The sequence below is a fragment of the Cellulophaga baltica 18 genome, assembly GCF_000468615.2.
Taxonomy (GTDB): domain Bacteria; phylum Bacteroidota; class Bacteroidia; order Flavobacteriales; family Flavobacteriaceae; genus Cellulophaga; species Cellulophaga baltica.
In genome coordinates this window covers 3,997,504-4,013,688 of record NZ_CP009976.1, presented here as the reverse complement: position 1 = coordinate 4,013,688, position 16,185 = coordinate 3,997,504, and the positions used below count along the sequence as shown (strand labels likewise).

Annotated in this window: 18 protein-coding genes and 1 pseudogene; 7 read left to right on the top strand and 12 right to left on the bottom strand. The window is 32.2% G+C overall.

Annotated features, from left to right (window positions below):
• Positions 1-772: 772 nt before the first annotated feature.
• The 3 genes and pseudogenes from M666_RS17300 to M666_RS20915 all read right to left on the bottom strand — a co-directional run.
• Entirely contained in the window at positions 773-1,132 is a 360-nt protein-coding gene (locus M666_RS17300) for a hypothetical protein (protein ID WP_024481258.1), read from the bottom strand.
• A gap of 61 nt (positions 1,133-1,193) precedes the next feature.
• On the bottom strand, positions 1,194-1,499 hold the full coding sequence (locus M666_RS17295) for a hypothetical protein (protein ID WP_394331759.1): 306 nt from the start codon (positions 1,497-1,499) through the stop codon (positions 1,194-1,196).
• A gap of 15 nt (positions 1,500-1,514) precedes the next feature.
• Positions 1,515-1,652, bottom strand: a pseudogene (locus tag M666_RS20915) (transcriptional regulator); the annotation flags it as partial.
• Between the two features lie 295 nt (positions 1,653-1,947).
• Here M666_RS20915 and M666_RS17290 point away from each other — a divergent pair.
• From M666_RS17290 to M666_RS17280, 3 genes are all read left to right on the top strand, one after another.
• Positions 1,948-3,054, top strand: a complete 1,107-nt coding sequence (locus tag M666_RS17290; protein WP_039325999.1) for a M14 family metallopeptidase — start codon at positions 1,948-1,950, stop codon at positions 3,052-3,054.
• Positions 3,055-3,171: 117 nt separating this feature from the next.
• Positions 3,172-3,651: an Lrp/AsnC family transcriptional regulator gene (locus M666_RS17285; protein WP_013552876.1), complete on the top strand. Its 480-nt coding sequence runs from the start codon at positions 3,172-3,174 to the stop codon at positions 3,649-3,651.
• Between the two features lie 73 nt (positions 3,652-3,724).
• Positions 3,725-4,240: a DinB family protein gene (locus tag M666_RS17280; RefSeq protein ID WP_029445174.1), complete on the top strand. Its 516-nt coding sequence runs from the start codon at positions 3,725-3,727 to the stop codon at positions 4,238-4,240.
• Here M666_RS17280 and M666_RS17275 read toward each other — a convergent pair.
• A complete protein-coding gene (locus tag M666_RS17275; RefSeq protein ID WP_029445175.1) occupies positions 4,237-4,569 on the bottom strand; it encodes a hypothetical protein in 333 nt (110 codons plus the stop codon). The genes M666_RS17280 and M666_RS17275 overlap by 4 nt on opposite strands.
• 97 nt (positions 4,570-4,666) lie before the next feature.
• Positions 4,667-5,728 (bottom strand): 3-dehydroquinate synthase, encoded by a 1,062-nt coding sequence (aroB, locus tag M666_RS17270; RefSeq protein WP_029445176.1) that lies wholly within the window; start codon positions 5,726-5,728, stop codon positions 4,667-4,669.
• Positions 5,729-5,892: 164 nt separating this feature from the next.
• Here aroB and M666_RS17265 point away from each other — a divergent pair, with 164 nt between their 5' ends.
• Positions 5,893-7,059: a proline dehydrogenase family protein gene (locus M666_RS17265; protein WP_025615533.1), complete on the top strand. Its 1,167-nt coding sequence runs from the start codon at positions 5,893-5,895 to the stop codon at positions 7,057-7,059.
• An 8-nt stretch (positions 7,060-7,067) separates the two neighbouring features.
• Here M666_RS17265 and M666_RS17260 read toward each other — a convergent pair whose 3' ends face one another.
• The 5 genes from M666_RS17260 to tsaE form a co-directional block, all read right to left on the bottom strand.
• Positions 7,068-7,448: a hypothetical protein gene (locus M666_RS17260; RefSeq protein ID WP_029445177.1), complete on the bottom strand. Its 381-nt coding sequence runs from the start codon at positions 7,446-7,448 to the stop codon at positions 7,068-7,070.
• 9 nt (positions 7,449-7,457) lie between these two features.
• A complete protein-coding gene (locus M666_RS17255; RefSeq protein ID WP_029445178.1) occupies positions 7,458-8,657 on the bottom strand; it encodes an alanine dehydrogenase in 1,200 nt (399 codons plus the stop codon).
• A 72-nt stretch (positions 8,658-8,729) separates the two neighbouring features.
• Positions 8,730-9,263: a hypothetical protein gene (locus M666_RS17250; protein WP_029445179.1), complete on the bottom strand. Its 534-nt coding sequence runs from the start codon at positions 9,261-9,263 to the stop codon at positions 8,730-8,732.
• A gap of 108 nt (positions 9,264-9,371) precedes the next feature.
• The gene (locus tag M666_RS20305) at positions 9,372-9,530 is read right to left on the bottom strand and encodes a peptidase m28 (RefSeq protein WP_074538030.1); all 159 of its coding nucleotides are present in this window, start codon (positions 9,528-9,530) and stop codon (positions 9,372-9,374) included.
• A 218-nt stretch (positions 9,531-9,748) separates the two neighbouring features.
• Positions 9,749-10,162, bottom strand: coding sequence for a tRNA (adenosine(37)-N6)-threonylcarbamoyltransferase complex ATPase subunit type 1 TsaE (gene tsaE, locus M666_RS17245; protein WP_029445180.1), 414 nt, complete (start codon positions 10,160-10,162; stop codon positions 9,749-9,751).
• A 253-nt stretch (positions 10,163-10,415) separates the two neighbouring features.
• Here tsaE and M666_RS17240 point away from each other — a divergent pair, with 253 nt between their 5' ends.
• The 3 genes from M666_RS17240 (at position 10,416) to M666_RS17230 (ending at position 13,971) form a co-directional block, all read left to right on the top strand.
• Positions 10,416-11,444 (top strand): hypothetical protein, encoded by a 1,029-nt coding sequence (locus M666_RS17240; protein ID WP_151198087.1) that lies wholly within the window; start codon positions 10,416-10,418, stop codon positions 11,442-11,444.
• Between the two features lie 29 nt (positions 11,445-11,473).
• A complete protein-coding gene (locus M666_RS17235; protein WP_151198086.1) occupies positions 11,474-12,700 on the top strand; it encodes a hypothetical protein in 1,227 nt (408 codons plus the stop codon).
• 455 nt (positions 12,701-13,155) lie between these two features.
• Entirely contained in the window at positions 13,156-13,971 is an 816-nt protein-coding gene (locus tag M666_RS17230; protein ID WP_151198085.1) for a hypothetical protein, read from the top strand.
• A gap of 7 nt (positions 13,972-13,978) precedes the next feature.
• Here the strand turns inward: M666_RS17230 and M666_RS17225 are convergent, their stop codons facing one another.
• Together M666_RS17225 and porX are read right to left on the bottom strand one after the other, a co-directional pair.
• Positions 13,979-14,356 carry a hypothetical protein gene (locus M666_RS17225; RefSeq protein WP_024481242.1) on the bottom strand — a complete coding sequence of 126 codons (378 nt, stop codon included), beginning with the start codon at positions 14,354-14,356 and terminating at the stop codon, positions 13,979-13,981.
• Between the two features lie 189 nt (positions 14,357-14,545).
• Positions 14,546-16,090, bottom strand: a complete 1,545-nt coding sequence (gene porX, locus M666_RS17220) for a T9SS response regulator signal transducer PorX (protein WP_029445184.1) — start codon at positions 16,088-16,090, stop codon at positions 14,546-14,548.
• Between the last annotated feature and the right edge of the window lie 95 nt (positions 16,091-16,185).

The window sequence follows — 16,185 nt, the reverse complement described above, 5'->3', positions numbered from 1 at the left end:
GTTCAATGATTAATGATTTTTTTAAATAGCTTAATTAAATATGCTACCAATATGATTTTAAGACTTCTATTGGTGGAGTTTGTTATGTAGGATGCTTGGATAGCTTTGGAGGATATGAAAATTCCGTCTGAAAGTCTTGGCGTCTTTAGGTCCCTTTCTTATGATTCAATTTTAGGACTAGAAGTCCAAATGTCATTCTTAGTTTTGTAGCTAAAAATTTGAATGCCTCTGTCTTATGAGTTTTGATTTTTCATAAATCACCTTCCGCATCTTACCATTGTCAATAAAAAAATAACGGTACGGGCTCTTGGTGGACTGAGGTTATGTTAGATTCTTCGTTCTCTAAACGAAAATCATAGGGTTTAATGAGTTTTTCAGAGCATAGGTAGTTATTGGTTAATGAAAGCCAAATCCAGCCTTATTTGAGCTAAAAAGTACCTCTAAGCTTCTTTTGTTACGTATTGAGGGTAGGGCTCATAGTTTAATGGTATTGCATCCTTAATTGAAATGGCAGCAATAAAAGTGTGGATGGTAAAAGTGATTACCAAAACCTATCTTTTGATAATCGATAACGTATACATATTTGTTCACGGTTTTAGTGAAAGTCTTACTGAGTTAAATGCGACTGAGCATTTGATTACATGAACTTCATGTAGCTTTTGAATCGTAATTAAAAAGTGAAAAAATTAGCTACACGCTTCATGTGCAAGTGATTAATTAATTGAAGGCTTTACTTTTAGTGTTGGAGAACTAATACGTGAAAATATAATAATTAGTTCCTTACCGCAGTCCCTTTAGATTTCTGGCTTTTGCCCACAATACCATATTCGAATAAATAGGAGTTTTTAGTGGTAGAAAGTATTTTGTAATGAATGGGAGTTTTTTGATCACTTGGGTTTAAAATAAACTCACAATCGTTCAGCCATCTAACGGTGGCGGTGTCTACTTTGTTGTCATACCGTTCAATGCTGTAGGCATCAGTTCTTGTAAATGAGCTGACCTTTTTCTCTCCGTTTACAGTGTATTCAAAAGTGAAGTCGCCTGTTTTAAATGATTTGCAATCGCGTTCTGGCTGGTAGCAAGCACTTAAAACGATACATAAGACTAGGCCTAATAAAATTCGTGTTCCCATAGGTGCAAATTAAAGAAATTTTGTTGGGATGTACTAGGGTAGCTATGACTTAAAACGTGTGTTAAAGCTGGTAGGCTTCAAAACTTCCATCCTCATAAAATAAAATAACTTTTTCAATCACTTTTTTTCCATCTCGTTTTTTTTCAACTAGCTTTTCTTTGAATTCTAAAGGGAGTTGTGGTGGTGTAACTGGGGCTTGAGTTTTTTCAGGAGTGGTCTTTTTGACCTCAGGAATGGGAGCTGGAGGAGGTGTGATTTGGGGGGCTGAAGGTGGTGGAAGTTGCTTTTCGGGTTTATGAGGAAATGTGCCTTTTCCGTTTAATAGCCAGTAAAGGTTTACTTCAGGATAAGCATTTACAACTTTCATAACAAATTCCAGACTAGGCTTGTTTCGGCCCGAAAGTAAGTGAGATATACTAGAGCGTTGTACGGAAACTTTGTCAGCAAAAACCGCAGCGGATAAGCTATAGTATTCCAGTATTTTTTCTAGTCTTTTTATGAATTCCTCCGAGTTTACCATTGTAAACAAAATTTATGTGATGTTACAAATGTTACAAAGGTAAACAAATGCTATTTTCACGGGTTTATGAATCTATTTTTTGAATAAACACTTGATATAATACAATTTAATATGCTGAAATACGGATATATAACCTATAAACATTGTATTTCGCTATATGACACTCTTTTTTAAGTTACAATTGTATTATTTACAGTGCAAATATAGTAAAATACTGTATACAAATGTAAATTACATGGTATACAAATGTAAATTATTAAGGTGTTACTTTTGTATCAAATTAGTTGTGAATTTTATGGTAGATTTAAGAACATTACATGCCACTTTTAAGGAGGAGTCTATTCAAGGAAGGTATGTTACAAATGATATGTTATTTCCTTTTCTAGATGGCTTAAGTGACTTATTTGAAATTGCAGTAATCGGAGAATCTGTATTGGGCAAGCAGATAAAATCTGTGACTTTTGGAACGGGTAAATTTAAAATTTTGATGTGGTCTCAAATGCATGGGAATGAGTCTACCACCACAAAAGCCGTATTGGACTTTTTAAACCTTATAGGCTCTAATTCAGAGATTGCAAAAAACCTTTTGGCATCTTGTACTTTCAAAATCATACCTATTCTTAATCCTGATGGTGCAGATGCCTATACGCGAATTAATGCTAATGAGGTAGATTTAAACAGAGATGCTCAAGATAGGTCTCAGCCAGAAAGCAAAGTCCTTAGAGGTACTTATGAATCATTTCAGCCAGACTATTGTTTTAATCTTCATGATCAACGTACCATATTTAATGTTGGAGTAACCTCTAAACCTGCTACAGTTTCATTTTTAGCACCCTCTCATGATGAAGAACGGAATATATCTGCCTCTAGAGGTGTAAGCATGCAATTGATAGTGGCAATGAATAAGGAGCTTCAGAAATACATACCTGGCCAAGTGGGTAGGTATGATGATGGTTTTAATGCTAACTGTGTAGGAGATACGTTTCAAATGCTTAATAGACCTACTATATTGTTTGAGTCGGGTCACTTTCCTAGCGATTATGAAAGGGAGGAAACGAGAAAGTACATTTTCTGCGCTATTGTTAAAGGGTGTCAGGTTATTGCAAATCAGGATATTGCCTCTTATTCCCAAAAAGAATATTTCGAGATACCAGAAAATGGTAAATTATTTTATGATATTCTTATTAAAAATGCCGATTTTGTAAATAAAAGCTTACAAATAGGAACAGATATTGGTATTTTGTTTAAAGAGACTCTCGAATCCGGTGCATTGACATTTGTTCCATTTGTTGAAAAAACGGGAAATTTGAGCAATTTTTACGGTCATAAAACCTATAATTGCTTGAATAGTAAAGATATAGATGCTTTAAAGAGGCAAAAAGAAATTTTTAATCTAATTTAAAAAAAATGAATTTTTTTTTTTAATACTACTAAAACATTACGTTTTTGTTAAAATTATATAAGATTTATTGAATTTAATTTCTTTATTCGTTACTTTTGCCTCAAATTATAGTATAGAATGGGAAAAGTTAAGTTAGACGAAATAGACCACCAGATTCTGGATATGTTAATTGACAATACCAGAACTCCTTTTACAGATATCGCAAAGAAACTTTTGATTTCAGCGGGTACGGTTCACGTACGTGTTAAGAAAATGGAAGAAGCAGGTATCATCAAAGGTTCATCATTGACATTAGATTATGTTAAACTTGGATATGCTTTTATAGCATATGTGGGTATCTTCTTAGAGAAAACGCATCAAACAAAATTTGTATTAGAGCGTTTGAATCAGATACCAAATGTAACGGTAGCACATATTACTACAGGTAAATTCAATATTTTCTGTAAAATTAGAGCTAAAGATACGAATCATGCAAAAAACATCATTTTTAAAATTGATGATATTGATGGTATTAGCCGTACAGAAACAATGATTTCTTTAGAAGAAAGCATTAATGATAAGAAAAGGTTGATGCATACCATTTTCAACGAAATGTAATCACATCAAAACAAATAATCAAGCAAAATCCCATTGGAATTATTTTCATTGGGATTTTTTTTAATTTATAGCTATGAAAACATCAGAATTACAGATAGAAGACTACAATCCCTATTATCAAACGTATATAAATGCTTTAGGCGAAGTTTCTTTAAGGGGAGAATTGGCTAATGGATTATTAAAATTTGAAGAATTTGTGAGTTACATTCCTCATGAAAAGCTTAATTATGCATATGCTGAAGGAAAATGGACCTTAGCAGAGGCGCTTTTGCATATTATTGATACCGAACGTGTATTTCAATACAGGGCTTTATGTTTTTCTAGGAATGATAAAGCTTCTTTTCCTGGTTTTGATCAAGATGATTACGTGGTGGCAGCTAATGCAAGTAAAAGAACTAAAGAGAGTTTACTAGAAGAGTTTATAGCTGTACGTACATCGAGTATTGCTTTATTCAATTCTTTTTCGGAGGCCGACTTGCACAAGCGGGGGGTTGCAAGTGAATCGCCTATGAGTGTTGGTGCAGTTGGTTTTATTTTGTCTGGACATTTAAACCATCATAAAAGAATTATAGAGGAGCGGTACCTTTAATCAAGACCTTCTTCTGATTCATATTCATTTTCAAAAGTATGCTCTTGAATTTCAGTTTCAGAATCATCATTAGTTTCATTTTTTGATTCAACCGATAATTCCTTTTCAATGGTGTCATCAAAGTTGGCAATGAAATTGGAAAGACTTTTACTAATTTTTATTAAATAGATGATGTCTTGAGTTTTTACCTCTACAGCTTCTATTAATTCGCCCTGCATGTTTTTGAATCCTATGATGTCAGAATCACCGTATCCGTGAGGGTAACTTTCAATTAGTAATGCGGCAACTTCATGGTTTAATTTCTTGTAATCTACAATTTTACGTAACATAGTTTGGTTGGTTTTTGATTATATACCTAAACTATATAATTTTATTTCTTGTAGTAACTAAGAGTTGTAGAATACTGTTTTTTAGTAGGTGTAATGCTTAATCTTTGTAGTAAGCAAAAGATTCTTCTAGTAATTCTTGTGTTACTTTTACATCTATTTCTGGTGTTCCAATGGCATTTAGGAGTACAAAATTAATATTCCCATGAGAATTCTTTTTGTCGAACTTTAATAATTTTAAAATAGCCTCAATATCTTCAGTACTAAAGCTTACTTTAGGATAATTACTTAAAAAAGTAGTTTTTATGTCCGCTAATTCCTCTTTGGATAAGCCGGTAATCTTGTGTGATATGTAGCCTTCTAGAATCATACCAATAGCAATAGCTTCACCATGTAAAAGTAAGTCATACGTTGGATGGTCTAGAAAGTAAGATTCTACTGCGTGCCCTAAGGTGTGTCCGTAGTTTAGTATTTTACGGATGTTTTGCTCTGTTGGGTCTTGAAGAACAACTTCATTTTTAATGGTTACAGAATGGTATATGAGTTGGTCAATAGCTTCTAAAGAATCTAAAGCCTTTAACTCATTCCAATAGCTTTTATCTTTGATTAAACCGTGTTTAAGCATTTCTGCAAATCCGCTTTGCATTTGACGTTTTTCTAAGGTCTGTAGAAAACTAGAAACAACTAAAACCATTTCTGGTTGATTAATTACACCCACTTGGTTTTTTAAGGAGCCTAAATCTACACCCGTTTTTCCGCCTACGGAAGCGTCAACCATAGCTAAAAGGGTCGTAGGAACATTGATAAAATCTATACCACGCTTAAATGTTGATGCAACAAATCCACCAAGATCTGTAACAACACCACCTCCAACATTAATCATTAAACTTTTTCTATCAGCGTCCAATTCAGAGAGAACTTCCCAAACTTGTGTGCATGTAGCAATATTTTTATTTATTTCACCAGCTTCTATTTCTATTACTTCAAAATCATAATCGCCATGAATTTCAGACATGAAAGGAGCTAAGCAACAATTATGAGTGTTTTCATCCACCAAAATAAAAATCTTTGAGTAATTAGCTTTGCTTAAATGTTCATTTAGTAGTGTGTATGCATTTTCATTAAAATGTACAGCGTAAGAAGATGAAGTTATAGAAGTCATTAGTGTATTTTTTGTTTGGTAACCTAATATTAAATAGCTTTTAGTTCAAATCTACTACTTTAGAAAGGAGTGTAAATTTAAAAGCACTACAAAATAAAGACTATTTTTAGTTCTAAGAATACATTTGGAGTAGTTATATTTGATTCGTTAATAAATTATTAGAAATGAAATCTATTTTTGAGAATACTGCAACAGCTTTTGCACTGAAAACGGACGCAGAGTTAGAACGAGCTTATTTTTTGTTCAAGATGATAGCAAATGAACCTCTTGTTCGTATTGGTACGGCCATGACAAATTTCGCAATCAAAGCTAAATTGCCAGTAGAAGGTTTAATACGTGCTACCGTTTTTGACCATTTTTGTGGAGGCATAAGTGAAAAGGATTGTTTGCCTGTTGTAGATAAATTATTTACAAAAGGCGTGAGTTCTGTTTTGGATTATTCGGTAGAAGGAAAAGATACGGAAGATCCTTTGGATGAAGCTTTAGAAATGATTTTGAAAGTTTTAGATTTTGTAAAAGAAAAAGAAGCAATTCCGTTTGCAGTTTTTAAACCAACAGGGTACGGTAGATTTTCACTGTTTCAAAAAAAGACAGAAGGAAAACCATTTACGGCAGAAGAGCAAAGTGAATGGGATAGAGTAGTAGCGCGTTTTGAGAAAACCTGTCAAAAGGCTTATGACTTAGATGTTGCTTTGTTGATAGATGGAGAGGAAAGTTGGATGCAAGACGCAGCAGATGAACTTGCCGAAGAAATGATGCGCAAATACAATAAGGAGAAAGTTGTTGTGTATAATACTTTGCAACTATACCGTTGGGATCGTTTGGATTATTTAAAGGCATTGCAACAAAGGGCTGCGCAAGACGGATTCAAAATAGGAATGAAGGTGGTTCGTGGTGCATACATGGAAAAGGAAAATGAAAGAGCCTTAGAAAAAGGCTACCCATCTCCAATTTGTGGTTCTAAAGCAGCAACCGATACTAATTATGATACTGTTGTGGCATACATGTTGGAAAATTTAGATACCATGTCTATTTATATGGGAACTCATAATGAGGAGAGTTGCTATAAAATGTTAGATTTAATGAACCATAAAAACTTAGCACCTAATAATCCTAGTATTTGGTTTGGTCAGTTGTATGGTATGAGTGATCATATTTCATTTAATCTTGCTGCGAGTGGTTTTAATGTTTCTAAGTATTTGCCTTTCGGGCCTGTAAGAGATGTTATGCCATACTTAATTAGAAGGGCAGAGGAAAATACTTCAGTGGCTGGGCAAACCAGTCGCGAATTAAATTTACTTAAAATAGAACGTAAACGTAGAAAAATATAAGCACTCGCTTATTTAATTGTTTCTATAACAATTTTAGTGGGGCAATTGGTAACCGTTAATGTTTTCATTGCGCCACTTTTTTGTTCATGCTCTATGGTGTAGGTTTTGCAAGGAGTAGATTTTGTATCGCTGTGTTCAAAATCGACTTCACCATCGGTAAAGAAAGATTTTATTTGAATAGAATCTATTTCACCAGCTTGCACCATTCTGGCTACTTCATCTGAATACGAGTATGATTTTGACCGAAGATCTTTAAGAACACGGCAGTTAGGAAGATAGCAAAATTCGGTACCTGTTTCTTTAGCTTTATTTTTAAGAAATATCGTTAAGAACACTAAACCAATAGATAGGCCGAATAAAAAGAAGCCTAATCGTTTTAAAAATGACATACAGTAGAATTAAAAAATAAGAAAATTAATATCGTTGTAAGAAAGGTCAAACCATTCGCCAACAGTTTTATTGGTAAGTATTCCTCGGTAAAAATAGAGTCCGTTTCTCAAGCCTTTATCAAATCTAAGCGCATTTTCTACCCCGCCATCTTCTCCAATTTTCAATAAATAAGGCGTAAATATATTACTAATAGATATAGATGCTGTTTTAGGATAACGAGAGGGGATATTTGGTACCGCATAGTGCACTACGCCAAATTTTTCTAGAATAGGTTTGTCATGACTGGTAACTTCACTTGTTTCAAAGCAACCACCCATATCTATGCTCACATCAATAATCACAGCCCCTTTTTTCATATTTTCAACCATAGTTTGTGAGACTACAACTGGAGCTCTATCTTTTCCGCGAGTAGCACCAATAGCAACATCACAACGCTTTAAAGCCTTGAGTAAGTTTTTTGGTTGAATGGTAGATGTGTAAACGGTTTGTTTTAAATGTGATTGTATATTTCTGAGTTTGGTAATAGAATTATCAAAGATTTTAACATTTGCGCCCAAGCCAATTGCGGATCGTGCTGCAAATTCTCCAACCGTGCCGGCGCCTATGATAACCACCTCTACGGGAGGAACACCGCTTATGTTACCAAACATAAGTCCGTTGCCATTATTGGTGTTAGACATTATTTCTGATGCGATGAGGACAGATGAAATCCCAGCAATTTCACTTAAAGAACGTACCGCAGGATATTTGCCGTCATCATCCATGATATACTCAAAAGCAATTGCTGTTAAGCGCTTTTTAGCAAGTGTTTCAAAATACTTTTTAGTTTGTGTTTTTATTTGAAGCGCAGAAATTATAGTGGTTTGCGGATTCATTAATTCCAACTCCGCAAGGGTAGGTGGCTCTACTTTTAATAAGATAGAGCAGCCAAATACTTTTTTGGTATCTCTCGTAATTTCGGCACCTGCATTGGTGTATTCTACGTCTGTAAAATTGGCTCCTTCGCCGGCACCAGCTTCCAGTAAAACACGGTGTCCGTTTGCAGTAATAGCATTTACGGCATCAGGAGTTAAACAAATACGTTTTTCTTGATATTGATTTTCTTTAGGAATTCCAATGAAGAGTTCTCCTTTTTGGCGTAATACTTCAAGGGTTTCTTCTTGTGGAAGTAACTGTTGTTTGCTAAAGGGCGACGTAGGTTTATCCATTTGCTGTAAATATAAAAATTAGTCAATGAAAATTGACAAACTAATACTACTAAAATAATAGTAAAAGCAAATTTACAACTTTTTACCCTTTAGGTCTTGTTCTTTTTGCAAGCGTTCTCGTTCCTTGTATTCTTTAAGTTCTGCATCAATAGCATCTAAATCTATACCATGCACATGTTTATCAAATAACTTAACGCGGATAAAATATACAATAGGTATGATTACCATACAGACGCCCAATAAATACAGGAGTTCGTTTTCGTCAACTTTGCTTGAAGAACTACCATAAAGACCTATAAAAAGTTGAAAGGCATACATGGCTATTGGTATTAGTATGGCGTGATACCACCAATTTTTACAAGTTATAAACCAAATAACTAATAAATATAAAGGAACAAACTTACCTAGATAATAATAGATAGCAATATAGATTTTATTGTAGCCATTTTTTGTGAAATTTATACCAAAAAAATTCCATGTTTCTAATTCAGAGCTATTGGGTATATATTTATAGGAGTAAAATATAAGCACAGAAAGAGAGATGAGTAGAGCAAGTGAACCTTCAATCAGTAACTTCTTTCTAATTCGCGCCTTATCGTTATTCATTTTAAAAAACTTTATATAACTAACTAAAAACGCAGTATAATATTGTACTTAAAAAGCAACTTATTTTAGAATAAGTTGCTTTTTAATATAGAAATCTTTGTTTAAAATTTAATTCTTATTTTTTTCATCAGGAATTGGTATTTCAGTTCGATCGATAGAACTTCTCTCATATAATTTATCATCATCACTTGAATTTGTAGAAGTACAAGAAGATAATGCGAATAATGCGATTACTGCGATTGCTAGGAGGGATTTTTTTGTGTTCATCGTTAAATAATTTTAGTTGGTTTTTATTTGATTTTGATACAAACGTAAGAAAATATTTACATTAATTACTTTCTCACAATGTTAAATTAAGCATTTTAACATTAAAAACCTACACATTGTCGATAAAATTTTTTTTTAACAGAATAAACATAATAAAACCGCGGGTTAAGCGTTGCAATTATTTTTTAAAACTTTTCATAATAATATACTTAAAGGTATTAAGATGGGATTTTAAGGATTCTGGTAGTGGTATCCCGTATATAAATGGATAGGTGAGTAGCATCCTCAGGAATTAGACTTCCAATTTTATCTGGCCATTCCATAAAAACCCAATGATTTGAGTACAAGTAATCTTCCACGCCAAAATCTAAGGCCTCAGATTCATCATTTAATCTATAAAAATCAAAATGATAGGCTAACGTATTATTTTGAGCATCATTATATTCATTCACAATTCCAAAAGTAGGACTACTTGCTTCCCCTTGTCCGCCAAGTTCTTTTACAATAGCTTTTATTAAGGTAGTTTTACCAGCTCCCATTTCGCCATGAAAGCATATTTTTTTAGAAGGCGAGTGGTTGATAATTAACTTGGCTATTTCTTTAATTTCTTTTTGCTTATATTCCTTTTCCATATCATATTTTTAGAACATACAATTTTAAGGTATATATTTATGGCAAAAAAGTTCCCTATTGAAAATTCCGCATAAGAAATTATTAAAGCTAAATCTATTCTTAGCTATTTTAGTATTTTGTTTACCGGTTTTGCTGTATGTATACTTATTGTTTCCACAAACTACCATATTAGATTGTTGGTTCTTTTCATTTGAAATAGTTAAGTTTAAGGACGTTCAATCTTTCTTATATTTCTTTCTAGGTAAAATATACTTGATTTTATTTTTAAGTATCTGGTTTTTTACCATCTCAGATTGGTGGCGGTTTTTTTTGTTTCCAACCATTGTGTTAGTTTTTTCACAGGCATGCACAATTTTTGTTGGAGCCTTCGGTGTTGGAGAAAACTACCTATCTATTGGGTTAGGTCTTGGAGTACTTTATATTTTAGTTTTGCATCTACTACACCGTCCTTCAAAGATTTATAGAGCTGATACTATTCATATGTTAACGTTTGATATTATAAAATTGATATCAAGCTATGCTAATGAAAAAAAGCTGGTTAGATTAAAACAAAAAATTATTGCTGAGAAAGAGACAGAAACTTCCATAGGAAATCAAATTGACAGGTTAAATGACAAAATAAGAACTTTACAATCATATGTAACACATAATGGGAAGTTCGTTTATATGTATTTTATTAAGAAATTAGATATTAAAATTGAATGTTTAATTGCTTTTTTATTACTACTAGCTCCAGTTATCTTAAATGCTTACTATTTTTTACCTATAAATGCTGATGGTCTATTTAGAGTAATGGACTTTAGCTACGATACCAAATTTGAAAGTTTAAGGTTATTTTTTTACTATTTCAACATTAAATTTGTTCATATATATATGTTGAGTATTTGGTTTTTTACCACAAGGACCATATTGAAGTATGGAGTTTTTTTTAATATAATTATAGCATTATTTCAAATACTCCAAATTTTGGATAATACAGCGTCTAAAGTTGATGAGAGTGAATTACTTAGGGCTTTACCTGTGGTGCTTCCAATTTTGTTAATTTTTCTATTGCTGCATAAAATCATTAAATATAAGAGTAGGAATGATTTATTAAACGATAAGATAGAACAAGAGATACAAGAAGTAATAGAAGAGCTAAGTACGATACAAGTTTTAGAGAATAACGTAGTGAATGAACTGATACTATTAAGAGCAAACAAACATAAATTTACCGAAAAAGACTATTTTGAACAATTGAAAATTATAAAAGCTAAATTGCAAACTAGTAATTTTAATTAATCTTTTTTAAATATAACCCATTTCAGAATTTGAAAATCATACCTAAGAAATTATTAAAGCTGAACTTACTTTTGGCTATTATAGTATTTTGCTTGCCTTTTATTATGTATACTTACTTAGTAATTCCAGAAACTAAAGTGATTGAATTGTGTTTTTTTTCATTTAAAATTCAAAATTTTAAAAACGCACATTTGTTTATTTTTTTTCTTTTCGGTAAGTTTTATATTATTGCTTTTTTATCTATTTGGTTTCTAACAATTTTAGATTGGTGGCGATATTTTTTATTTCCTTCAATTATTTTGGTTTCTCTTCAAGCTTATTCCGTTTTTGAAAGTGTTTTGGGGGCAAATGAAAATTACGTTTCTGTAGGAGTTGGGATAGGGATTGTCTACGTAATAGTCTTACATTTTTTACATCGTACTTCAAAAATTTATAGGGCTAATACAATTCATATGATAACGTTTGATATCATAAAACTAATATCAACTTATACTAATGAAAAAAGTTTAGTTAATTCAAAACAAAAAATTATTGCTGAACATGAAAGGGAAATTTTATTGAAAAATCAAAATGATTGGTTCATTAATAAAATAAAAATATTACAATTTCACTTGACGCGTAATCATAAGTTTGTATTTAAACTGCTAATAATAAAGAACAATTATAAAATAGATTATATAATAGCGACTTTATTAATAATCGCGCCAATTTTGTTAAAAATTTATGTTTTTCTTCCAGAAGCCGGGGATAGTGTATTAAGAATAGGCTCATTTAGTTATGATACTCATTTCAATAGCGCATTTGTCTTTTTATATTATTTTTCTATCAAATTTTTTCACTTTTTTTTGTTAAGTATATGGTTCTTTACAACGAAGTCAATTTTTAAATATGGGATTTTTTTCAATATTATCATAGCTGTATTTCAAATGGCGCAGGCTTTAGATACTACAGCATCCAAAGTTGATGAAAATGAACTTTTGACAGCACTTCCCATTATGATTCCAATATTATTAACATTTCTATTATTACACAAAATCATTAAATATAAAAGTAAGAATGAGATTTTAAATGAAGAGATAGAACAGGAGATTCAGGAGGTGTTAACGTCAATCAATGCACTGGAAGAGCATGAAGACACCTTAGTAGCAGAATTAATTTCATTGCGAGAGAATCAATCAGATCTTTCTAAAGCAGCGTATCAGAAGGAACTTTTAAGAATTAAAGCTGCTATTGAACGAAAAATAGCTACAGATTAACTTTTAAACATACCAGTAGCCTTAATTCTACGTACATATAATAAAGTATAGAATCCTTACGTATGAATTTATATTTTAAAAAGAAGGTAGCTTTCCAAATTATTGTTACTTTTTTTATTTTATTGCTTTGTATTTTCATGTATGCTTATCTTTTTTTTAAAGATATGGCCGTATGGAAAACACCCTTTTTTGAAATAACGCCCGTTTTTTTCGATACTATAGAATACAGTATTTGGCATTATTTTTCCAAAATTCATCTAGCCCTATTAGTTTCTTTTATTTTTTTGACAACGATTGATAAGTGGAAATACGCCTTGATAGTATTTATTTTTATTGGTTATTATCAAGTTTATGGTGCGTTTAATGTAGTTGGTTACGGTGTAATTCTGTCGGAAATATTATCTTTTGTAGTATTTCCTCTACATTTGATATTGCTTTTCTATATTGATAAAAAAATGAAGAAGTACAGAATAGCAGCTGCAAACATAACCCAGATTAATATCTTAAAAGAATTACTTAGTTTACAGGATTACAAAGCTAAAAATGAGACTATTGAAAGCAAGATTAACAAGGAAGATATAACCTTTAAAACTATTTTTTCTTTAGACCGACGGTTAAAAGAATTGCAGACTTTGTCTCATGACATTACTACTAGGTATACCATATATATGGCTACTGCAAATACGAAAAATGTATTTCTCTTTTTTTTAGTCTTATTGTTGCCACTGCTTACTTTTTCTTATAAATGGGTTCCTGTTACCTTGCACGAAGTTTCTTTGATTAATCTAAAATTAAAAATTCCAGAGGGTGATTTTCAGACCTATATATGGTTGGTAAGTTTTAAGCTTACCATATTCGTATTGCTTTTTATATGGTTTGTAACTTCAAAGCAGCTTTGGAGATATGCAGTGTTAATTCATTTAAGTGTAGTGGGACTTCAGCTTTATGAAGTAATAATAGGTAGGGAAACAACATTTGATGAATTCGAAATTTTCAAAGCGATACCGGTCATAGTTCCTTTGCTTGTGTTGATCTTCTTTTTGGTAAAGTGGATCAATTACAAAACTAGGGCAGAGTATCTTAATGAAGTGGTGAATGAAAAAATGAATGCAATTTTGGAGCTCATTGAAAAAAGTCAGTTGGGGGGAACTAAATTAATCCTCCAATTTCAAGACTTAAAATCCGAAAAGGAAACGATGAAAGAGGAGGATTATTTTGAACGATTAAATGAGCTTAAGAAAGCCATTGAAAGTCAAGGCGTAATTTTATAGATGACATTTAATTCTTGTCTTCCATAGCATTAATTTCGTCAGTTACATCTTTTAAAAGACTACGTAACTCTCTCTCTTGACGCTCTCTAATCTTGCGCTCAATAATTTGCTCAATTTCCGATTGTTTTTCCTTCGGTAATTGGTTAAAATTTAAAGAATTTGCATCAGATTTTAACATCTCTCCTTCGCCGGTTATTAACCAAACTAAGTTTAAATTAGGGTAAGTAGCGACTATATTCTCTATAACGTCACTCCCTATTGAGGCATTGTTCTTTAGCATTCTTAACGTGTAACCATTACTTGCACCTATGGAAAGGTCAAATTGTCGGGCACTCATACCTGCATGTTTGATGAACTGCATCAATCGATCTACTGTTTTGAACATAACTATTGTTTTTAGTTGAAACTATAGTAAATATAGGTATTATTCGTTAAACTGTGATGCATTATTCCCCATTTATTAGATGAAATGCACTCTTTTCGTGTGTTTTACACAAATCGGTAGGAAATAAGCTGTGAAATTATGTAGAATAGGTTCTATTCTAGTGTTTTAAATTCATTAAATCAACAAAATTCACCTCGGTTCTAGGACTATAAATGGGATGATCATCTCTTCTAATGAAACACCTCCATGTTGGTATGTATTTCTATAATAACTTACATAATGATTGTAGTTATTTGGATATGCAAAAAAGGAATCGTTTTTTGCGAAAATAAATGAGCTACTCATATTAATGGTAGGCAAAAATATATCACTAGGTTTTGTGGCTTCATACACTTCTTTTTTCTCGTAAGACAAACTACGCCCAGTTTTGTATCTTAAATTTAAACTCGTGTCTTTGTCACCAACTACCTTTGAGGGCTGCTTCACATTTATTGTTCCGTGGTCTGTAGTGATAATCAGCTTTTGACCCATAGTTTGTGCTTGTTGAATGATTTCTAGTAGCGGAGAGTTTTTAAACCAGCTCTGCGTTAATGATCTGTAAGCCTTATCATTAGAGGCAAGTTCCTTAATAACTTCCATCTCTGTTTTAGAATGAGAAAGCATATCAACAAAATTATAAACGATGACTGTAAGGTCATTCTTCTTTTGTGATTTGTAGTTTTGTGACAATTGTTTCCCTTGTCTTAAACTACTTATTTTATGATACTCCCAAGTTAAGTCTAAGCCCAATCGCTTTAATTGAGCTCCTAAAAATTCGGCCTCAAACAAATTTTTGCCTCCATCATCAGTATCATTTTTCCACCAATCCGGATATTTCTTCTCCATATCTAAAGGTGTTAGACCAGAGAATATGGCATTTCTGGCATATTGTGTTGCCGTTGGTAGGATACTGAAATAGCTCGTTTCCTTTTTCTTTTTAAAAAAGGGTGTGACGGTGTCCTCAAAAGCTAACCACTGATCGTAACGCAAGTTATCTACAACAACTAATAATGTAGGTTGTTCTTTCAATTCTGGTTTTACTAATTCTCTAAACACTGTATGTGATAAAACGGGACCGTCTTCAACATTAAACCAGTCTTCGTAATTTTTGTCAATAAATTTTCCAAAATGGTTATTGGCTTCAGATTTCTGAGATTCTAGTATTTCAAACATGCTAGAATCTTCAATCTCTTCTAAGCGAAGCTCCCAAGTAATCAGTTTTTTATATAAATCGGTCCATTCACTATGGGAATTTACCATAGAGAGATCCATTGCAATTTTCCTGAATTCTTGCTGGTAATTTGCTGTAGTTTTTTCTGATACTAATCTGGAGTTGTCTAAGCTTTTCTTAAGTGATAGTAATATTTGATTAGGATTAACAGGTTTAATAAGGTAATCGGCTATTTTAGAACCAATAGCCTCATCCATAATATATTCCTCTTCACTCTTCGTAATCATTACAACGGGCAGGGTAGCGTCTATATCTTTAAGCTCCGTTAAGGTCTCTAGGCCAGAGATTCCTGGCATGTTTTCATCCAAGAAAACAATATCAAAACGAGTTTTGGCTACTTCTTCAAGAGCTTCTTGTCCGCTTTTACAGGTGATTACTATATAATTTTTACTTTCTAAGAATAGGATGTGAGATTTTAATAAATCTATTTCATCATCTACCCAAAGTATCGTTATTTTATTCATGTATTTTGTATAAATCTATTCAAAGCCTTTTAGACCGTCTAATATTCTGGCTTTTTAATGGTATACTTAAAGATCATTTGTATAACTTTGAAGCT

Bases quoted from the DNA above. Each gene is read 5' to 3' on its own strand.
- M666_RS17300 (WP_024481258.1), bottom strand. From the start codon at position 1,132: ATGGGAACACGAATTTTATTAGGCCTAGTCTTATGTATCGTTTTAAGT.
- M666_RS17295 (WP_394331759.1), bottom strand. From the start codon at position 1,499: ATGAAAGTTGTAAATGCTTATCCTGAAGTAAACCTTTACTGGCTATTA.
- M666_RS17290 (WP_039325999.1), top strand. From the start codon at position 1,948: ATGGTAGATTTAAGAACATTACATGCCACTTTTAAGGAGGAGTCTATT.
- M666_RS17285 (WP_013552876.1), top strand. From the start codon at position 3,172: ATGGGAAAAGTTAAGTTAGACGAAATAGACCACCAGATTCTGGATATG.
- M666_RS17280 (WP_029445174.1), top strand. From the start codon at position 3,725: ATGAAAACATCAGAATTACAGATAGAAGACTACAATCCCTATTATCAA.
- M666_RS17275 (WP_029445175.1), bottom strand. From the start codon at position 4,569: ATGTTACGTAAAATTGTAGATTACAAGAAATTAAACCATGAAGTTGCC.
- aroB (WP_029445176.1), bottom strand. From the start codon at position 5,728: ATGACTTCTATAACTTCATCTTCTTACGCTGTACATTTTAATGAAAAT.
- M666_RS17265 (WP_025615533.1), top strand. From the start codon at position 5,893: ATGAAATCTATTTTTGAGAATACTGCAACAGCTTTTGCACTGAAAACG.
- M666_RS17260 (WP_029445177.1), bottom strand. From the start codon at position 7,448: ATGTCATTTTTAAAACGATTAGGCTTCTTTTTATTCGGCCTATCTATT.
- M666_RS17255 (WP_029445178.1), bottom strand. From the start codon at position 8,657: ATGGATAAACCTACGTCGCCCTTTAGCAAACAACAGTTACTTCCACAA.
- M666_RS17250 (WP_029445179.1), bottom strand. From the start codon at position 9,263: ATGAATAACGATAAGGCGCGAATTAGAAAGAAGTTACTGATTGAAGGT.
- M666_RS20305 (WP_074538030.1), bottom strand. From the start codon at position 9,530: ATGAACACAAAAAAATCCCTCCTAGCAATCGCAGTAATCGCATTATTC.
- tsaE (WP_029445180.1), bottom strand. From the start codon at position 10,162: ATGGAAAAGGAATATAAGCAAAAAGAAATTAAAGAAATAGCCAAGTTA.
- M666_RS17230 (WP_151198085.1), top strand. From the start codon at position 13,156: ATGAAGAAGTACAGAATAGCAGCTGCAAACATAACCCAGATTAATATC.
- M666_RS17225 (WP_024481242.1), bottom strand. From the start codon at position 14,356: ATGTTCAAAACAGTAGATCGATTGATGCAGTTCATCAAACATGCAGGT.
- porX (WP_029445184.1), bottom strand. From the start codon at position 16,090: ATGAATAAAATAACGATACTTTGGGTAGATGATGAAATAGATTTATTA.